Annotated in this window: 15 protein-coding genes; 9 read left to right on the top strand and 6 right to left on the bottom strand. The window is 54.6% G+C overall.

Annotation, left to right across the window (positions count from 1 at the left end):
- The first annotated feature begins 168 nt into the window (after nt 1-168).
- Both AC2FF7_RS18975 and AC2FF7_RS18970 read left to right on the top strand, forming a co-directional pair.
- Nucleotides 169-537, top strand: coding sequence for a fluoride efflux transporter FluC (locus AC2FF7_RS18975; protein ID WP_170754413.1), 369 nt, complete (start codon nt 169-171; stop codon nt 535-537).
- A complete protein-coding gene (locus AC2FF7_RS18970) occupies nt 534-899 on the top strand; it encodes a fluoride efflux transporter FluC (protein WP_170754236.1) in 366 nt (121 codons plus the stop codon). Before AC2FF7_RS18975 ends, AC2FF7_RS18970 begins: the two co-directional genes overlap by 4 nt.
- Nucleotides 900-931: 32 nt before the next feature.
- Here the strand turns inward: AC2FF7_RS18970 and AC2FF7_RS18965 are convergent, their stop codons facing one another.
- Genes AC2FF7_RS18965 through AC2FF7_RS18950 form a run of 4 tightly spaced genes read right to left on the bottom strand, consistent with a single transcriptional unit; the run spans nt 932 to nt 4,929 of the window.
- Nucleotides 932-1,258, bottom strand: a complete 327-nt coding sequence (locus AC2FF7_RS18965; protein ID WP_234899478.1) for a cytochrome o ubiquinol oxidase subunit IV — start codon at nt 1,256-1,258, stop codon at nt 932-934.
- The gene (locus AC2FF7_RS18960) at nt 1,251-1,883 is read right to left on the bottom strand and encodes a cytochrome c oxidase subunit 3 (RefSeq protein WP_170754238.1); all 633 of its coding nucleotides are present in this window, start codon (nt 1,881-1,883) and stop codon (nt 1,251-1,253) included. The genes AC2FF7_RS18965 and AC2FF7_RS18960 overlap by 8 nt, the downstream gene beginning before the upstream one ends.
- The gene (locus tag AC2FF7_RS18955; protein WP_496906146.1) at nt 1,880-3,970 is read right to left on the bottom strand and encodes a cbb3-type cytochrome c oxidase subunit I; all 2,091 of its coding nucleotides are present in this window, start codon (nt 3,968-3,970) and stop codon (nt 1,880-1,882) included. The genes AC2FF7_RS18960 and AC2FF7_RS18955 overlap by 4 nt, the downstream gene beginning before the upstream one ends.
- A complete protein-coding gene (locus AC2FF7_RS18950) occupies nt 3,967-4,929 on the bottom strand; it encodes a cytochrome ubiquinol oxidase subunit II family protein (RefSeq protein WP_496906145.1) in 963 nt (320 codons plus the stop codon). The genes AC2FF7_RS18955 and AC2FF7_RS18950 overlap by 4 nt, the downstream gene beginning before the upstream one ends.
- Nucleotides 4,930-5,100: 171 nt before the next feature.
- Here AC2FF7_RS18950 and AC2FF7_RS18945 point away from each other — a divergent pair, with 171 nt between their 5' ends.
- The 7 genes from AC2FF7_RS18945 to AC2FF7_RS18915 all read left to right on the top strand — a co-directional run bounded on the left by AC2FF7_RS18945 (nt 5,101) and on the right by AC2FF7_RS18915 (nt 14,572).
- Nucleotides 5,101-6,336 carry a lytic murein transglycosylase gene (locus AC2FF7_RS18945; RefSeq protein WP_496906144.1) on the top strand — a complete coding sequence of 412 codons (1,236 nt, stop codon included), beginning with the start codon at nt 5,101-5,103 and terminating at the stop codon, nt 6,334-6,336.
- Nucleotides 6,337-6,737: 401 nt separating this feature from the next.
- Complete coding sequence (locus AC2FF7_RS18940; RefSeq protein WP_170754247.1) at nt 6,738-8,366, top strand: peptide ABC transporter substrate-binding protein; 1,629 nt, start codon at nt 6,738-6,740, stop codon at nt 8,364-8,366.
- 67 nt (nt 8,367-8,433) lie between these two features.
- Nucleotides 8,434-9,357, top strand: coding sequence for an oligopeptide ABC transporter permease OppB (gene oppB, locus AC2FF7_RS18935; protein ID WP_209196323.1), 924 nt, complete (start codon nt 8,434-8,436; stop codon nt 9,355-9,357).
- Nucleotides 9,358-9,367: 10 nt separating this feature from the next.
- Entirely contained in the window at nt 9,368-10,297 is a 930-nt protein-coding gene (locus tag AC2FF7_RS18930) for an ABC transporter permease subunit (protein WP_170355192.1), read from the top strand.
- A gap of 1 nt (nt 10,298) precedes the next feature.
- Nucleotides 10,299-12,104 carry an ABC transporter ATP-binding protein gene (locus AC2FF7_RS18925; RefSeq protein ID WP_480868426.1) on the top strand — a complete coding sequence of 602 codons (1,806 nt, stop codon included), beginning with the start codon at nt 10,299-10,301 and terminating at the stop codon, nt 12,102-12,104.
- A 308-nt stretch (nt 12,105-12,412) separates the two neighbouring features.
- A complete protein-coding gene (galU, locus tag AC2FF7_RS18920) occupies nt 12,413-13,306 on the top strand; it encodes a UTP--glucose-1-phosphate uridylyltransferase GalU (protein ID WP_496906143.1) in 894 nt (297 codons plus the stop codon).
- A 189-nt stretch (nt 13,307-13,495) separates the two neighbouring features.
- A complete protein-coding gene (locus tag AC2FF7_RS18915; RefSeq protein ID WP_496906142.1) occupies nt 13,496-14,572 on the top strand; it encodes a DUF2793 domain-containing protein in 1,077 nt (358 codons plus the stop codon).
- 23 nt (nt 14,573-14,595) lie between these two features.
- Here AC2FF7_RS18915 and fcl read toward each other — a convergent pair whose 3' ends face one another.
- Nucleotides 14,596-15,573: a GDP-L-fucose synthase gene (gene fcl / locus AC2FF7_RS18910; RefSeq protein ID WP_480868429.1), complete on the bottom strand. Its 978-nt coding sequence runs from the start codon at nt 15,571-15,573 to the stop codon at nt 14,596-14,598.
- A gap of 10 nt (nt 15,574-15,583) precedes the next feature.
- Complete coding sequence (gene gmd / locus AC2FF7_RS18905; RefSeq protein WP_170754257.1) at nt 15,584-16,708, bottom strand: GDP-mannose 4,6-dehydratase; 1,125 nt, start codon at nt 16,706-16,708, stop codon at nt 15,584-15,586.
- Nucleotides 16,709-16,710: the final 2 nt, after the last annotated feature.

The raw sequence follows: 16,710 nt of genomic DNA, 5'->3' as shown, positions 1-16,710 counted from the left end.
AGCAATTGTATCAGTGCATTTAGATGACGGTGATTTTGAGGGCAGGGCTTCACGGTCGGCTCATAGTTGATCCTACTTTAGTCACACGGTATCCAACTCGCACGCTTGAAACGGACGAAACCATTGGCCCAAAAATCTACCCACCCGAAGGTTTCAGCCACAGCGTGGATGTTTTTGGCTGTTTTCGTGGGTGGCGCAGCAGGGTCGTTGTTTCGAGAGGCTTTTTCTATAGAGATCCCCGGCATTCGGATCCTAACAACAACCTTCGGGATTAATATTGCCGCCTGTTTTGTCTTGGGCTGGCTATATTCCATAAGACACCGCGTACATGCCCATGTCCTGCACCTTGGCGCTGTCGGGTTTTGCGGCGGGCTATCTACCTTTTCCTCTTTTGTTGCAGACTTAGACATGTTGGCCGCTATAAACCCCTGGTACGCCGCAATGGCTGCTGTACTTGAGATCGCATGTGGCCTGATTGCCGCCCTCGCGGGCGAAGCAATAGGTCGCCGCGTTTTCAACACGAGGTCCGGGTGTTGAGCGAATTTTACCAGCATATAATGTTTGGTTTAGGCGGAGGTCTAGGTGCGGTCCTGCGCCAATGGGTGGCTTTGAAAATCAATCACGATCTGCCTTTTGCGACGTTGATCGTAAATGTTGCAGGAAGTTTCATTCTGGGCCTCTGGATCGGGTACCTCGGCGGGGTAACTGAGATAAGCGAAGAACAGAAACACCTTGTTTTCGGGTTCTGCGGTGGCTTCACGACCTTTTCAAGCTTTGCTTATCAGTCGCTGGAGTTGCGGCGCAGGAACACATTTGCCCTGGCTGCGGGCAACATATGCCTCAGCCTTGCCTTATGCTGGATAGCGCTTGGATTTGGTCTTTTATTGACGAGGCTTTGAGTGCCGAAGAGTTCGCGTTTCTAACTTGGTCACTACATTGGAAACGTGTGCATGCGCACCGCCAAATTTCCCATGATCCAGATTGTACCGACTATGATGATCAGCAAAACCAGCGTTGAAAACAACACAAGATCCAAATCTTCACGGCTACTGCGCCTGCGATCAATGTGAAGGAAGTAGACCAGCTGTAAAATCAATTGCGCAAGCCCCAGCAATCCAATCGTCAAATAAACGCCCTTGGTCGCAATACCGAAGACAAACGCTGCCAAGAAGACAGAAATGGTCAGAAGCAGTGAACCGCCATATCCTATAAGATAACGGCGGCGTTCCCGACGGTGCATTTCGCTGCGCTTATCCATAGGCAAGCCCTCCGAAATAAACGATCGTGATGATCCCGATCCAGATCAGGTCAAGGAAATGCCAAAACAAGGCCAACCGCACGACCCGCGACATAAGCAGGTCTGTCAGACCAAAAACGCGAAGCTGGATGCCAAGCACGATCAACCAGATGCAACCGGCAGCAACGTGCAGGCCGTGCAGTGGAACGAGGCCATAGAAAGCGGACAGAAACCCGCTGCGTTGGGGAATGCCTCCCTTTTCAGCCATCGCCATAAAATCACTCATTTCAAGAACCAGAAAACTCAACCCCAAAACAAGCGTGACGCCAAACCACATCACAATGCGTGAGCGTGGCAGGTTGTACTTCAAGGCCAGCATCGCCAGCCCCACAGTCAAGCTGCTCGTAAGCAAGATGAGCGTTTGGGCAAAAATGCTCTTAAGGTTGAACAGCTCATGCGGACCGGGTCCACCGGCCTGCGCATCTATCATGGTGATGTAGATCGCGAACATCAGACCAAAATAGACAAGGTCGCTCATTAGAAAGACCCAAAAACCGAATGTGACGACTTCACTGGCCTTGTCCGCTTCGGGATGCCTGCGGCCCAGATTCAATCCGGGGTAACTGTGGGTTGGAGCGCGCTTCATGTTGTGGCCTCCATATCTGGTCGCGCGAGACCACGGTTTTCAGGTGCGCATTCATGGTCGCGATTGACAGGGTCCGAATTGCGCACGATCTCAAGCCATGCTTCATGCTGTTTGCGCACCTCGGTGGCCGGTATGACCACTTCGGTGTCCGTTTGGAACGTCCAGGCGATGAACGCCACGACGATAAGGACGCTCATCAACGCGGCCAACCACCAGATCCACCAGACAAGCGCGAACATCCAAACACCACTGAAAACACACAAAACGAAACCGATCGCGGTATTGCGCGGCAGCAAAATATCCTCGTAAGCCTCAGGCTGCGGGTAAGCTTCATTTCGTTCCTTGGCCGCAGCAAAATCATCCCGCTCGGTCACGTTGGGGATGATAGCGAGGTTGTAAGGCGGCGGCGGCGCCGGCGTCGACCATTCCAGTGTGCGGGCATCCCATGGGTCGCCAACCGGCACGCGTGTTTTCTCGCGGTCTCTGATACTGATCCATAACTGCGCAACGACCGCCAGCAGCGCTGACAGGATCACCAGTGATCCAAGCGCCGCAACGATCATATAGGGGTGGAAGCTGGGGTCCTCCCAACTGAAAGACCGTCTGGGCATCCCCATCAGACCGACGAAATACAGCGGCAAAAAGGTCAACATGAACCCAACTGTCCACAGAACAACCGTCAGTCGCCCCCAAGCTTCGTTCAAACGAAACCCAAAGGCCTTGGGGAACCAGTAGTTGTATCCAGCCAGCAACCCAAACAACACCCCGGGCAACAACACGTTGTGGAAATGCGCGACAAGAAACAGCGTGTTGTGAACCTGATAATCCAACGTTGGATTAGCCAGAAGAACGCCACTGAGGCCTCCAATCACAAACAGCATAAGGAATGCGAGGCCATACAGCATCGGGACCGAGAAACGGATTCGGCCCCGAAACAGTGTGGCCATCCAGTCATAAACCTTCACTCCGGTCGGAATAGCGATCAGCATCGTCGCAATCCCAAACACCGCATTTATCAGCGCGCTTTGACCCATCGCGAAAAAATGGTGCAGCCAAACCGTGAACGACATAACCGCGATCGACATCGTGGCGATGACAAGCGAGTTGTAGCCGTACAGTCGTTTCGCCGAAAAGGTTGCGAAAATCTCGGAATAAATCCCATACGCGGGAAGGACCAGCAGATAGACCTCGGGGTGTCCGAACAGCCAGAACAGATTGGCATAGTTCATCATGTTCCCACCAAGGTCGTTGGTGAAAAAATGGAAGTCCAGATATCGATCCGCCGCCAACATGAGAGCCGCCACGCCAAGCGGTGGCATTGCGAAAACGATCAGGATCGAACTGCAGATGATCGTCCAACAATACATCGGCAGACGCATGAAGGTCATACCGGGCGCGCGCAATTTATAGATTGTTACTGCAAAGTTTATACCTGTCAGAGTTGTTCCGATACCCGACACAACAATGGCCCAGATCCAGTAGTCCGGTCCTACACCGGGGTTAAAGGCTGCACCAGTATAGGGTGGATAGGCCGTCCAGCCGCCGGTCGAGAACTCTCCGACCACCAATGACACCATCAGCATCATGCCTGCGGAGACCGTAAAACCAAGGCTGATCTGGTTCATGACCGGAAAGGCGACATCTCGTGCACCGATCATCAGGGGAACCAAAAAATTCGCAATGCCGAACACGAAAGGAACCGCGACAAAGAAAATCATGATTGTGCCATGGGTACTGAACAGTTCAGCAAAATGTTCAGCTTCCAGAAAACCTTCACCTGGGCCTGCGGCCTGCTGAGCGCGCATCACAACACCTTCGAGAACGCCCCGAGCCAACATGACGATGGCAAAGACTATATACATGATGCCGATTTTCTTGTGATCCGCGCTGGTCAGCCAATCGCGCCAAAGAGGGCCCCAAAGACGAAACCAAGTCAGCAAGGCGACAACGGCTATTGCTCCGACGATCACTATCGCGGCGGCGGCGTTGGCGACTATCTCATTGGCGTTCGGAGACTGGATCAGCCCCGCAATCGGAAAAGAGTCCCAACTCAGGCGGCCGAATGTTTCGCTGTACGCAGTCGTCATTGTCCGCCCTCCTGACCATATGAAACGGTCCCGGGCTGTTGCGCTGCCGACAAAGGTTGACCGCTGTGGTAACGGTGCAGAATAGAATGGAACAAGTCGCCGTCATCCAGTGTGAAGTACAAGGCGTTCAGAGGCATCGTCGCGGTGCCCAACGCAGCCTGAACTTCGTCCCTGTCGGTGCGCATTGCCAGTATTTTATAGGTCTCGGTTGTTAGCGGAATGCCGTTGGCTCGCACGCTGTTTACCCACGCATCGAAATCCTGCAACCGCATGGCCTGTGTCAGGAATTTTTGCTTGGTAAAGCCCCTGCCATTATACTGCGTGTTTTCACCCAGCATGGTCTTTGGCGTGTTGGCGACGAGATGCAGTTGAGTGGTCATTCCCGGCATCGCGTAAATCTGGCCGGCTAACGCAGGGATCATGAAAGACTGCATAACGGTGTCAGTCGTCAACGTTATCGCGACTTGTTGGCCTACAGGTATCCCAAACTCTCCTACAGTGGCGATGCCGTGGTCAGGATAGATAAACAACCATTTCCAATCTAAGCCTACGACCTGCACATTGATGGCAGGCGCTTCACCAAATGAGTTTGCATAAGGATCCAACCGGTGAGTTGCCTTCCACAGATAGAAAGACAAGACCGCGACGATCACGACCGGAACGCCCCACATCAAGAACTCCAGACGCGCCGAAAAGTCCCAGTTCGGGGCATAAGCTGACTGACTTTGTTTGCGCCTGCGATACCTGATTGCGATCAAAGGTACGAGGCATAAAACCGGCACAACAGCAATCAGGATCAACAGCGTTGCTCGCACCAGATGTGTTTTCTGAACGGCTGCGATGGGGCCTTGCGGCTCCAGAAAACTGTCGGCAGCATGGGCCACATGTGCAAACAACCCCGCGGTCAGAACCAATGCGGCGATTGGCAACACAGCGGATGACACTCTGAAATGGGCCACGCCTGTTCGCCCTCCTACGGCATATGGTCTGGCTGAACTATCAACAGAGTCGGGCGATTTCTCAAGAGTTTTCCAAAACCCCAAATTGTTCGTATTCCTTTGCGATCAACCCCAGCCTTATACAAACGACACTATTGACTTGCGGAACACCTAGGTTGAGACAATTCGGAAATGCGTTGGATTTTTTGTTTTCTTGCTCTTCTACTTTGCACGACTGTTGCGCGGGCTCAGGACCGCGCTGCTATCGAACACCAATTTCAGGCGTGGATTGGTGAAACCATATGGCCGAACGCAAAAGCCAAGGGCGTTTCAAAACACACTTTTCAGCAAGCATTTGACGGTGTGATGCTCAACTGGGATCTTCCCGACCTGGTTCCACCCGGAACACACAAGGTGCAGCCGACACAACAGAAACAGGCCGAATTCGGTGCGCCTGCCCGCTATTTCAACCCTGGCTCAGTGCAAGGTGCAACCTCGGTTGGGCGTAAGATGGCCCGCCGCCATGGCGCGGTGCTTGCCCGAGTTGAAACTGAAACCGGTGTCCCTGCCCGCATATTGTTGGCTATTTGGGGACGAGAAAGCGGATACGGTCAAGTGCCCATCCGGCATGACGCCATACAGGTTCTGGCTACCAAAGCGTTTATGAGCATGCGGGCGGAACTGTTCACCAAAGAACTGATCGCAGCGCTCGAGATTGCCGAGGCGGGCCACGCCCCACCTGGTAGGATGAAAAGCAGTTGGGCCGGAGCTCTTGGGCAACCCCAGTTCATGCCCTCGAATTATCTTGAACATGCGGTTGACGGAAACGGAGACGGACGCGCAGACATCTGGACCTCGGTTGACGATACTTTGTCGTCAATTGGGTACTATCTTGCGCGGCATGGCTGGGTGCCGGGCCGCGATTGGGGATTTGAAGTCACGGTTCCCCTATCTGTGTCCTGCGCAAACGAGGGGCCTGATCAGGGTAAACTTATTCGTGATTGGGCTAAACTGGGCATTCAGAGAGTGTCGGGGAAACCATTCCCACAGCATGAACTGCCCGAAGAAGGATATCTGACGATGCCTGCTGGTCGAAACGGACCAGCATTTCTGGTTACACCAAATTTCTATGTGCTGAAGCGATACAACAACAGCGATCTGTATGCACTGTTTGTCGGCCACGTAAGCGATCGCATCCAGTACCAAATCGGCGACTTCAAGGGACGTTGGGGTGCGATAGACCCGCGTTACCGATCAGACATTGTAGCAATGCAGAAATCATTAGAAGCTCAAGGGCACGACGTGGGCGGAGCGGATGGTTTACCTGGATTCAAGACGCGCCGTTCTATCGGTAGGTGGCAGGAACAAACTGGCCGTATCCCGACCTGTTTCCCCGCGGCTTCAATGAAAGCGACTCTGGCCAAATAGCGATTCGCTGTTTTCACAGGCTATGCTTGAGCCATTACCAAGCGTAAAGCGTCAACGTGTTTCCAAGCAGCTTCACAAAAGTGTCAAGAAGCGCCTGCGCTAAATTATTTTATTGCCGGATAGGACCCGTTTTCATTCACAATTGACGTTAGATTGCCCAATTTGCAGGCAAAGGCTTTAACCTTTTTTGAAATAATGCCAACGTCGGCCCCAGTGAAGGGCGACTTTCGCAACCACGTTTCCGACTGCAACCGAAAGACTGCGACGCGGTGTTCATTGCGATCTGACAAAGCAAACTGTGAACCCGTCCCGAGCTCGATCCGAGCCGGACAATCAGAGAGGTCAGCGACCGCTCTGACGGGCTATGCGTGTGTCGCCCCCAAAAACGGGAGAATACAAACATGAACAAATATATTCGAACTTCGCTAGCAGGTCTGTTGACCTCGACCATGATCACCGGCGCGGCTTTTGCCGCCGGGACCCACCCGACCACGGGTGAAGCGCTGGCCGATGACCAGACGTTCACATATCGCATTCTGGACGAGCACAGCTCGGTCGATCCGCAGGTAGTTGAGGATGTTTCGGGCGCCGAGATCGTCCGCGATCTGTTCGAAGGTCTGATGAACCAGGACGAAGACGGAAATCTGGTTCCAGGTGTAGCAACAGGCTTTACCACGAATGACGCCAAAGATGTCTACACCTTCACCCTGCGAGACAACGCTAAGTGGTCCAACGGCGATCCGGTTACAGCAGGCGATTTCGTTTTTGCCTGGAAACGCGCCGTCGATCCCGCTCTATCCTCGCCCTATGCGTGGTACATGGAGCTGATGTCGATCGAAAACGCGTCTGAAATTATCGCAGGCGAAAAGCCGGTTGACGATCTGGCCGTCAAGGCCATCGATGACCACACGCTGGAAGTAAAGCTGAGCGCACCGCTGTCCTATTTCCCGCAGATGACCACGCATGCGACCACCTTCCCTGCCCCGCAGAAAGTGATTGAGGAGTTCGGCGACGCCTGGACCAAGCCCGGCAACATCGTGTCGAACGGTGCTTATGTTCTTACCGAGCATCTGCCGCAGGAACGCTCGGTCCGCGAGCGCAACGAGATGTACTGGGACAATGACAACACGATCATCGAAAAGGTAGTGGCCTTGGTCATCAACGATGAAAACGTGGCCCTGACCCGCTATCTGGCCGGTGAACTGGACCGCACGGAAGTTCCCGCAGGCCAGTTCCCGCGCCTGCAAAAAGAGCACCCGGAAGAGGCGATCAGCTTCCCGCGTCTGTGCAACTATTACTACACGTTCAACCTGTCCGAAGGTGGTCCGGAAGCGTTCAAAGACCCGAATGTCCGTCAGGCCCTGTCGCTTGCCGTAGATCGTAAGATCATCACCGAGAACATCATGGCAGGCGGTCAGCCGCAGGCATATACTTTCGCGCCCGAAGCAACCGCAGGCTTCACCGTTCCGGACGTCGAAATGGCGTCGATGTCGCAAGCCGAACGGGACGAACTGGCCAAGGAACTACTGGCCGAGGCCGGTTATGGCGCAGACAATCCGCTGAGCTTCGAGATGGTCTACAACACGTCAGAGGCCCACAAGAAAGTTGCCGTGGCGCTGAGCCAGATGTGGAAACAGAAACTGGGCGTGAACGCCGAGCTGGCCAACATGGAATGGAAAGTGTTCTTGGAAGAGCGCGGTAACCAGAACTTCGATCTGGCCCGTGGCGCATGGTGTGGCGACTACAACGAAGCCTCGACCTTCCTGGACCTGTTGCAGTCGGATTCGGGCTATAACGACGGCAAGTATAACAACGCCAAAGTTGATGAACTGCTGGCCTCTGCCAAAACCGCGGACGATGCCGCGCCGCTTTATACCGAGGTCGAGCGTATCATCGCGCAAGAGACCCCCGTCATCCCGATCTATCACTATGCTGGCGTCTACATGATGGACAGCGATGTGGGGAACTGGCCGGTCAATAACGTAGAGCAGAACTGGTACTCCAAAAACCTCTACAAAACAGCCGAGTAATCACCTTTAGATCCCGCTGTGCCCCAAGAACCGCTTTTGGGGCACAGCCAATAATTGGGGGCATGAAATGCTTGCCTATATCATCCGGCGGCTGTTGGTCGCCGTTCCGACGATCTTGTTGTTGATCGTCGCTTGTTTCTTTTTGATGCACTTCGCGCCCGGTGGGCCTTTCACCTCGGAACGGCCTCTGCCGCCTGCGGTTCTGGCCAATATCGAGGCACGCTATGGGCTGGACCAGCCGCTGTGGAAACAGCTCTGGGACTATCTTTATAACATCGTGGTGCATTTCGATTTCGGGCCATCCTTCAAGTTCAAGGACCGCGATGTAAACGACATCATCGCCCAAGGTTTCCCGATCTCGCTGACTTATGGATCGCTGTCGTTCCTGTTTGCTACCACGATTGGCGTAGGCCTGGGGATTGCGGCAGCCATCAAGCACAATAGCTGGATCGACTATTTCGCTGTCGGTCTGGGCATTGCAGCTCAGGCGCTGCCGAACTTCATCATGGGCCCGATCCTGATCCTGACCTTTACCCTGTGGTTGGGCTGGTTGCCGGGCGGTGGCTGGAATGGGGGGCAATGGCCATACCTGATCATGCCCGTCATCGCGCTCGCGACCTCATATGTCGGCTCGATCGCGCGGATCACACGCTCGTCGATGCTTGAGGTTCTGAACTCGAACTTCATCCGCACCGCGCGGGCCAAGGGCCTGCCGACCAGAACCGTGATCTGGCGCCATGCGTTGAAACCGACGCTCTTGCCCGTCGTCTCCTATTTGGGCCCGGTCTTCGTCTATGTTCTGACCGGTTCGGTCTTCGTGGACATCTATTTCTCGACCGGAGGTCTGGGGCAAGCCTATGTCGGCTCGGCCCTTTCACGCGACTACGCGGTACTTTTGGGGGTCACGATCCTCTATGGCGCGCTGACCGTCGTCGTGAACCTTTTGACCGACCTGGCCTATGCCTGGTTCGATCCGAAAATCCGGTACTAAGGGGCGAACCATGCTTGGAAAATCTCAAAAAGCCGCCCACCTGGCCGAAGATATCACCGATTACACGGTCATTCAGGGGCGTTCACTTTGGCAGGACGCGCGGATGCGTTTTGTGCGCAATAAGGCTGCGATGGCCAGCCTAGTCATTCTAGCGCTGATCGTTCTGTTCACCATCATCGGTCCCTATTTCGCGGTCTGGAACAATGAAGAGATCGACTGGAACGTCATGGGTGACGTTCGTGGCATGGGGATGCCCTCGGTTGAGACGGGGCATTTTTTTGGCGTCGATGATCTAGGGCGCGATCTGTACAGCCGCGTCATACAGGCCACCACCACATCGCTGTTAGTCGGTCTGATCGGGGCGGCCACGGCGCTAATCGTGGGCACCTGCTATGGTATCGCCGCAGGCTATATCGGTGGCCGGACTGACAGCGTCATGATGCGCTTTGTCGACATCTTGCTGGCGATCCCGGCAACTCTGGTGATTATTCTGCTGCTAGTCGTGGCAGGTCGATCCTTCTTCATGCTGTTCATCGCACTTGGCGCGGTCGGCTGGCTGACCATGGCGCGGATCGTACGGGGTCAAACCCTGACCCTGAAAAACCGTGAGTTTATCGAGGCCGCCCGCGCCGCAGGCGTCAGCGAATTCACGATCATGTACCGCCATATCCTGCCCAACTTGCTGGGCGTGGTGATCGTCTATGCCTCGCTTCTGGTGCCTGAAATGATCCTGACCGAGAGCTTTATCTCGTTCCTTGGGCTGGGGATTTCAGAACCTTACACCTCGCTTGGACGTCTGATCGCGGAAGGGGCGGGAACCATGGGGTATGGCACCCTGTGGCAATTGATGTTCCCGCTGACATTCTACGTCGCCATCATCATCACGATGTTCTTCATCGGGGATGGTTTGCGTGACGCTCTGGACCCAAAGGATCGCTGATATGAGTCTGTTTTCCGTAAAAGACCTGAAGGTCCAGTTCGACACGCCCGATGGCGTGGTCGAGGCCGTCAAAGGCATCAGTTTCGACATCAACCCCGGCGAATGCCTTGGCATCGTGGGTGAAAGCGGGTCGGGCAAAAGCCAAACCTTCATGGCGGCGATGGGCTTGCTGCCACCTGCTGGTCGGGCGCTTGGGTCAGCCAAATTGAACGGCACCGAAGTCCTGAACCTGCCCATCAACCGCCTGAACAAGATCCGTGGCTCAGACGTGGGCATGATCTTTCAGGACCCATTGACCGCGCTGACCCCGCATCTGCGCATCGGCCAGCAAATGCGCGAGGTTCTTCAGGTGCATGAGGGGCTGCAGGGTTCCAAAGCGCGGGCTCGCTGTCTGGACTGGCTGAACCGCGTCCGCATCCCCGAAGCCGCGCGGCGGCTGGATCAATACCCGCACGAGCTGTCGGGCGGGATGCGTCAGCGCGTGATGATCGCCATGTCGATGCTGTGCAACCCCAAACTGCTGATCGCGGATGAGCCGACCACGGCGCTGGATGTGACCGTTCAGGCCGACATTCTTGACCTGATGGTGCGCCTGCAAAAGGACGAAGGCACCGCGATTGCCCTGATCACCCATGATATGGGCGTAGTCGCTCGTATGTGCGACCGCATTCAAGTCATGCGCATGGGCGAATTTGTTGAGGCCGGAGACACCCGCGAAATTTTCCGCAACCCGCAGCACGACTATACCCGCACCCTTCTCGAGGCGATGCCACGCATTGATGCGGGCGATGCGCCCAAGGCGTTGGAGAAGGTCGAAGAACCGCTGCTCAAGGTCGATGACGTCAAGGTGCATTTCCCGATCAACGTCAAAGGCGGGCTGTTCGGGCGCAAAGTGCCACTCAAAGCCGTCGATGGCGTAAGCTTTGACATCCGCAAGGGTGAAACTCTGGGCGTTGTGGGCGAATCCGGCTGCGGCAAGTCCACGCTGGCGCGCGCCGTGTTGCAACTGATAGAACCCAGTGGCGGAAATGTCAGCTGGTTGGGCCATCCTATTGTGGGTCTCAAACGCGCCGAGCTGAACAAGTACCGCAAGGACTTGCAGATCGTCTTTCAAGACCCATTGGCCAGCCTCGATCCGCGCATGACAATCTCGGCTTCGATCGCCGAGCCGCTCAAGACCTACCGCCCTGATCTGACGGACCGCGAGCGCAAGCAGATGGTCAGCGAAATGATGGAGCGTGTGGGCTTAAACGCCAACATGATCAACCGTTATCCGCACGAGTTGTCAGGCGGTCAGAACCAACGGGTCGGCATCGCGCGCGCGATGATCAACAAACCCAAGCTGATCATCTGCGACGAGGCGGTCTCTGCCTTGGACGTGTCCATTCAGGCGCAGATCGTTGAATTGCTGCGCGAGTTGCAGCAGGAGTTCGGCCTTTCGATGATCTTCATCAGCCACGATCTGTCGGTAGTACGTGCCGTGTCGAACCGGATAATGGTGTTGTACCTGGGTCGGATCGTGGAGCTGGGGGATGGCGAGGTGATCTGCTCTGATCCGATCCATCCCTATACCAAGTCTCTGATATCGGCTGTTCCGATCCCTGACCCAGATGTGGAACGGAGCCGCCAAAGGCTGAAAATCCCCGGTGAGCTTCCCTCGCCGATGGATCCGAAGGCTGCCCTGCGGTTTCTCCCCAGTCGCCTGTTCGCTGGCCAAGAGGACTATGTCCCGCAACTTAACGAAATTAAGCCCGATCACTTCGTTGCGGAACATGATCCACTAGAAAGCATTGTGGCCAATGCATAGTACAAACCTCAAAGCCAGATTCTGGCTTTGAGGTATTAACCAACCTGCCTGTTTTTCCATCGATTAGGCGCTTTTTTGGAAACTATCTCACTCTAAAATATAAATTAGTTTCCTAATATAGCACGAAAGGTAAGGTTTCATTCGCATGTGACAATGGATCGTTTTGACTTCCCTGTATTGGGATGGCACGATTTCTCCTGTTTCCCTAGCGGTCTCCGCGAGGTCATTGAACATTCCGGGTTCACGGCCTAAGACAACGTTCCGAAGCCTCTGGACTTCGGTGCAAATTTTAAAAACTGAGAGGTACAATGGTACGCAAGGTTACCAAAGCGATTTTCCCGGTTGCGGGACTGGGTACCCGCTTTCTGCCTGCGACGAAATCCGTCCCCAAAGAGATTATGACTCTGGTCGATCGTCCGCTGGTCCAATACGCAATTGACGAAGCGCGTGCGGCTGGCATCAAGGAATTCATCTTTGTCACATCGCGCGGCAAATCCGCGCTTGAGGACTATTTTGATCACAACCATACTCTGGAGCAAGAACTCAAGGCCAAGGGCAAAGACGAGCTGCTTGAAGTGCTGGATGAAACCAACATGGAAAGTGGCGCAATCGCGTATATCAGGCAGCACAAAGCCTTGGGGCTGGGCCATGCTGTGTGGTGTGCTCGCCGATTGATCGGGGATGAGCCCTTTGCCGTCATGTTGCCTGATGACGTCATCGCCGCGGACAAACCATGCTTGCAGCAAATGGTCGAAGCCTATGAGGAAACCGGCGGAAACATGGTGGCTGCGATGGAGGTTCCCCAAGAAAAAACCAGCTCCTATGGTGTTTTGGACGTAGGTGAGAATATCGGACAAGTTGTCCGGGCTCGTGGCATGGTGGAAAAGCCCAAACCGGATGAGGCGCCTTCAAACCTCGCAGTGATCGGTCGCTACATTCTGGGCCCATCGGTTCTGTATAATCTGAACCAGAAGAAAAAAGGCAGCGGTGGTGAGATTCAGCTGACGGACGCGATTGCCGAGGATATCGGGAATGGTGTGCCGGTATTTGGGCACAAGTTCGAAGGACAACGTTTCGACTGCGGCTCGAAGGCTGGATTTCTACAAGCAACCGTGGCTTTTGCATTGGCCCGACCCGATCTGCGCGACGACCTGCGGGAATATCTGCACGATACGATGGCGACTGACCAAGCAGCCCAATAATTTCCGCCCCATAATCTCAGTACAAAGGCACCCGGTTTTGGGTGCCTTTTCTTTTTCGGGCAACATGACAGAAAACTTACCACTTCCTTTTGGACGCGTTCTGCCCGCTTAGCGTGAATTCATCCATTTGATGGCAGTTTGGCGCGCAAATCAATTGTCGGACCAGCATCTTCAGGAGGACACGCCCCAATGCCACAAGTTTCACCCCGCTTGGATTTACCATTCATTCAACCCTCGCAAGCACAAAAGCACGTCACTCATAACGAAGCCTTAAGGCAACTGGATGTGATTGTTCAATTAAGCGTCGTGGCAACCGATGCATCAAACCCACCAGTGGCCCCAGCGCAGGGTGAAGTTCATGCCGTAGGTGAAGCTCCGATTGGTGAATGGTCAGGTCAGGAAAACATGCTTGCGGCATGGTTGGATAATGCGTGGCACTTTGTAGCGCCAGATATTGGCTGGAGAGCGTGGGACATCAGCGCCGGGCGTGTGAAAGTCTGGACAGGCTCGAATTGGGTTGTGCCGGCAGGGGCAACGCAGAATCTGGACGGGATAGGCGTCGCAACGACCTGGGACGCAACAAACCGCCTCTCGGTTCGTTCTTCTGCCACATTGCTAAGCCATGAGGGCAATAGCCACCAGTTAAAGATCAACAAGGCAAGCGCGGGGGATACCGCTTCGCTTTTGTTTCAATCCAACTGGACCGGTCACGCCGAAATGGGACTGGCAGGCTCAACTGGTTTTTCAATCAAGGTTTCGGCAGATGGGAACACATGGACAGATGCCCTTGTTTTCGATCCGACAACTGCAATTGCAACTGGTGCAGCGATTCAAAGCAGTGCTTCGGACGTAACTGCGGGTCGTTTGATGCGGGCGGATTTTGGCTATAGCCCCGGCAACGTGCTGGGATCTGTGTCACAAACATCAGGCACGCCGACAGGCGCAGTGATCGAGCGGGGCTCGAACGCAAATGGTGAATTTGTTCGTTTCGCAGACGGCACTCAAATCTGTACAGTCAATCTGAGCGCAGTAGGCTGCACCATCGGCGAAGGCGCGATTTTTTCAAGCGGGCAAAACAGTTGGACCTTTCCAATTGCCTTTGCCTCTGGGACCAAACCTGCCCTAAGCGGCAGCGGTGGATCGGTCTCGCGATTTTTCGGGTTTGATGCGCCGGCAGCCACAAATGTGTCCTACCAAGTACTATCAACGGTTTCTGACCCTGCGCCTGTCGCTCCGACCGCAACCGCCACAGGACGCTGGTTCTGATCAGAGGTTTTGTGATCTGAGCTTTACTTTGCCCGCAATTCAGCATCTGACTGTTCCAGAAACCACGCATAGGTTTCGTGGATGCCGTCTTGCAAGGTGATCCGCGCACGCCAACCCATATCCGCCAATCGTGACACATCCATGAGCTTACGCATTGTGCCATCTGGTTTGCTGACATCCTGAGTGATCCGCCCGGTGTAACCCACCGTGCGGGCCACCAGAGTTGCAAGCTCCGCGATCGAGATATCCTCGCCACAGCCGACGTTGATATGGCTCAGCATGGGTTCTGTGTTGGCTTCATAAACATCGCGTGGCAGATCGAGCACAAACAGAGACGCTTTGGCCATATCGTCTACGTGCAGAAACTCTCGGCGAGGCTTACCGGTTCCCCAGATGACCACCTCGTCCAGACCGTCCCGCTTGGCTTCGTGAAAACGACGGATCAAAGCCGGCAGAACATGGCTGTTTTCAGGGTGAAAGTTATCACCTGGGCCGTACAGATTGGTTGGCATAACTGAGCGATAGTCAACGCCGTGCTGCCGGTTGTAGCTTTCGCACAGCTTGATACCTGCAATCTTGGCAACTGCGTACGGCTCATTTGTCGGCTCAAGCACTCCAGTCAGCAGAGCATCTTCTCGCATCGGTTGCGGTACAGCCTTGGGATAGATGCATGAGCTGCCAAGTTGCAGCAGGCGCTGGACTCCCACTGAAAACGCCTGATGGATAACGTTGCATTCGATCATCAGGTTTTCGTAAATGAAATCTGCCGGGTATGTATTGTTCGCGTGAATACCTCCGACCTTGGCTGCCGCCAAAACGACAACATCGGGCCGTTCGGTCTCCATGAAGTGCCGAACTGCGGACTGATCAGTCAAATCCAGTTCCGCATGAGTGCGGGTTACAATGGTCAGTGCCTCACCTGCCGCCCCACGATCTTGCAACTGCCGTAGTATGGCCGCACCGACCATACCACGATGACCGGCAACATAGATTTTCCGCATTGCGCCCACCTCAGCCATTTTCCAGGCTTACTGGCAAATCGAAGCCGTGCTCTTTCAGCAAGGCATGACGTTTGGCGGTCTTGAGGTCTTCGCTTACCATTTCAGAACACATTTCCTGAACGGTCAGTTCCGGCACCCATCCAAGTTTGGTTTTGGCCTTCGAAGGGTCGCCCAACAGGGTCTCGACCTCGGCGGGCCGGAAGTATTGCGGATCGATACGCATGACGACGTCCCCGGGCTTAAGCGCGGGCGCATTTTCGCCCTTGACCGCTTTGACAGTCGCAACTTCCTGAACGCCTTCACCCGAGAACTCCAGCGTAACACCCAGTTCCGCAGCCGACCACTCGATAAACTGACGGACGGAGTACTGTACGCCTGTCGCGATAACGAAGTCTTCTGGCGCATCCTGCTGCAGCATTAGCCATTGCATCCGCACATAGTCTTTCGCGTGCCCCCAATCGCGCAGACTGTCGATGTTGCCCATGTACAGGCACTCCTCAAGCCCCTGCGCAATATTCGCAAGACCCCGTGTTATTTTCCGCGTCACGAAGGTTTCACCCCGGCGCGGGCTTTCGTGGTTGAACAGAATTCCGTTGCACGCATACATCCCGTACGCCTCACGGTAATTCACAGTAATCCAGTATGAATAAAGTTTGGCCACGGCATATGGGGACCGGGGGTGGAACGGTGTGGTTTCTTTCTGAGGAATTTCCTGCACCAAGCCATATAACTCGGAAGTGGACGCCTGATAGAAACGTGTCTTCTTTTCCAGGCCTAAAAACCGTATCGCTTCCAGCAATCGCAGCGTCCCAATCGCATCGACATCCGCTGTGTATTCCGGCGATTCAAAGCTGACGGCAACATGGGATTGCGCGCCGAGGTTATAGACCTCATCCGGCTGAACTTCCTGAATGATTCGAGTCAGGTTGGACGTGTCGCTGAGATCACCATAGTGCAAGTGGAGTTGAGGGTTCGGATCGTGCGGATCCTGATAGATATGATCAATGCGTTGCGTATTAAACGACGAGGCGCGGCGCTTGATTCCGTGAACTTCATACCCTTTCTCCAAGAGAAACTCGGCCAGATACGATCCGTCTTGCCCTGTAATGCCGGTTATTAAAGCAGTTTTTGTCATTG

It is taken from the genome of Ruegeria sp. YTSC325, from assembly GCF_059609525.1.
The sequence above is the reverse complement of the archived record's forward strand: the minus strand, read 5'-3'. Positions and strand labels throughout refer to the sequence as shown.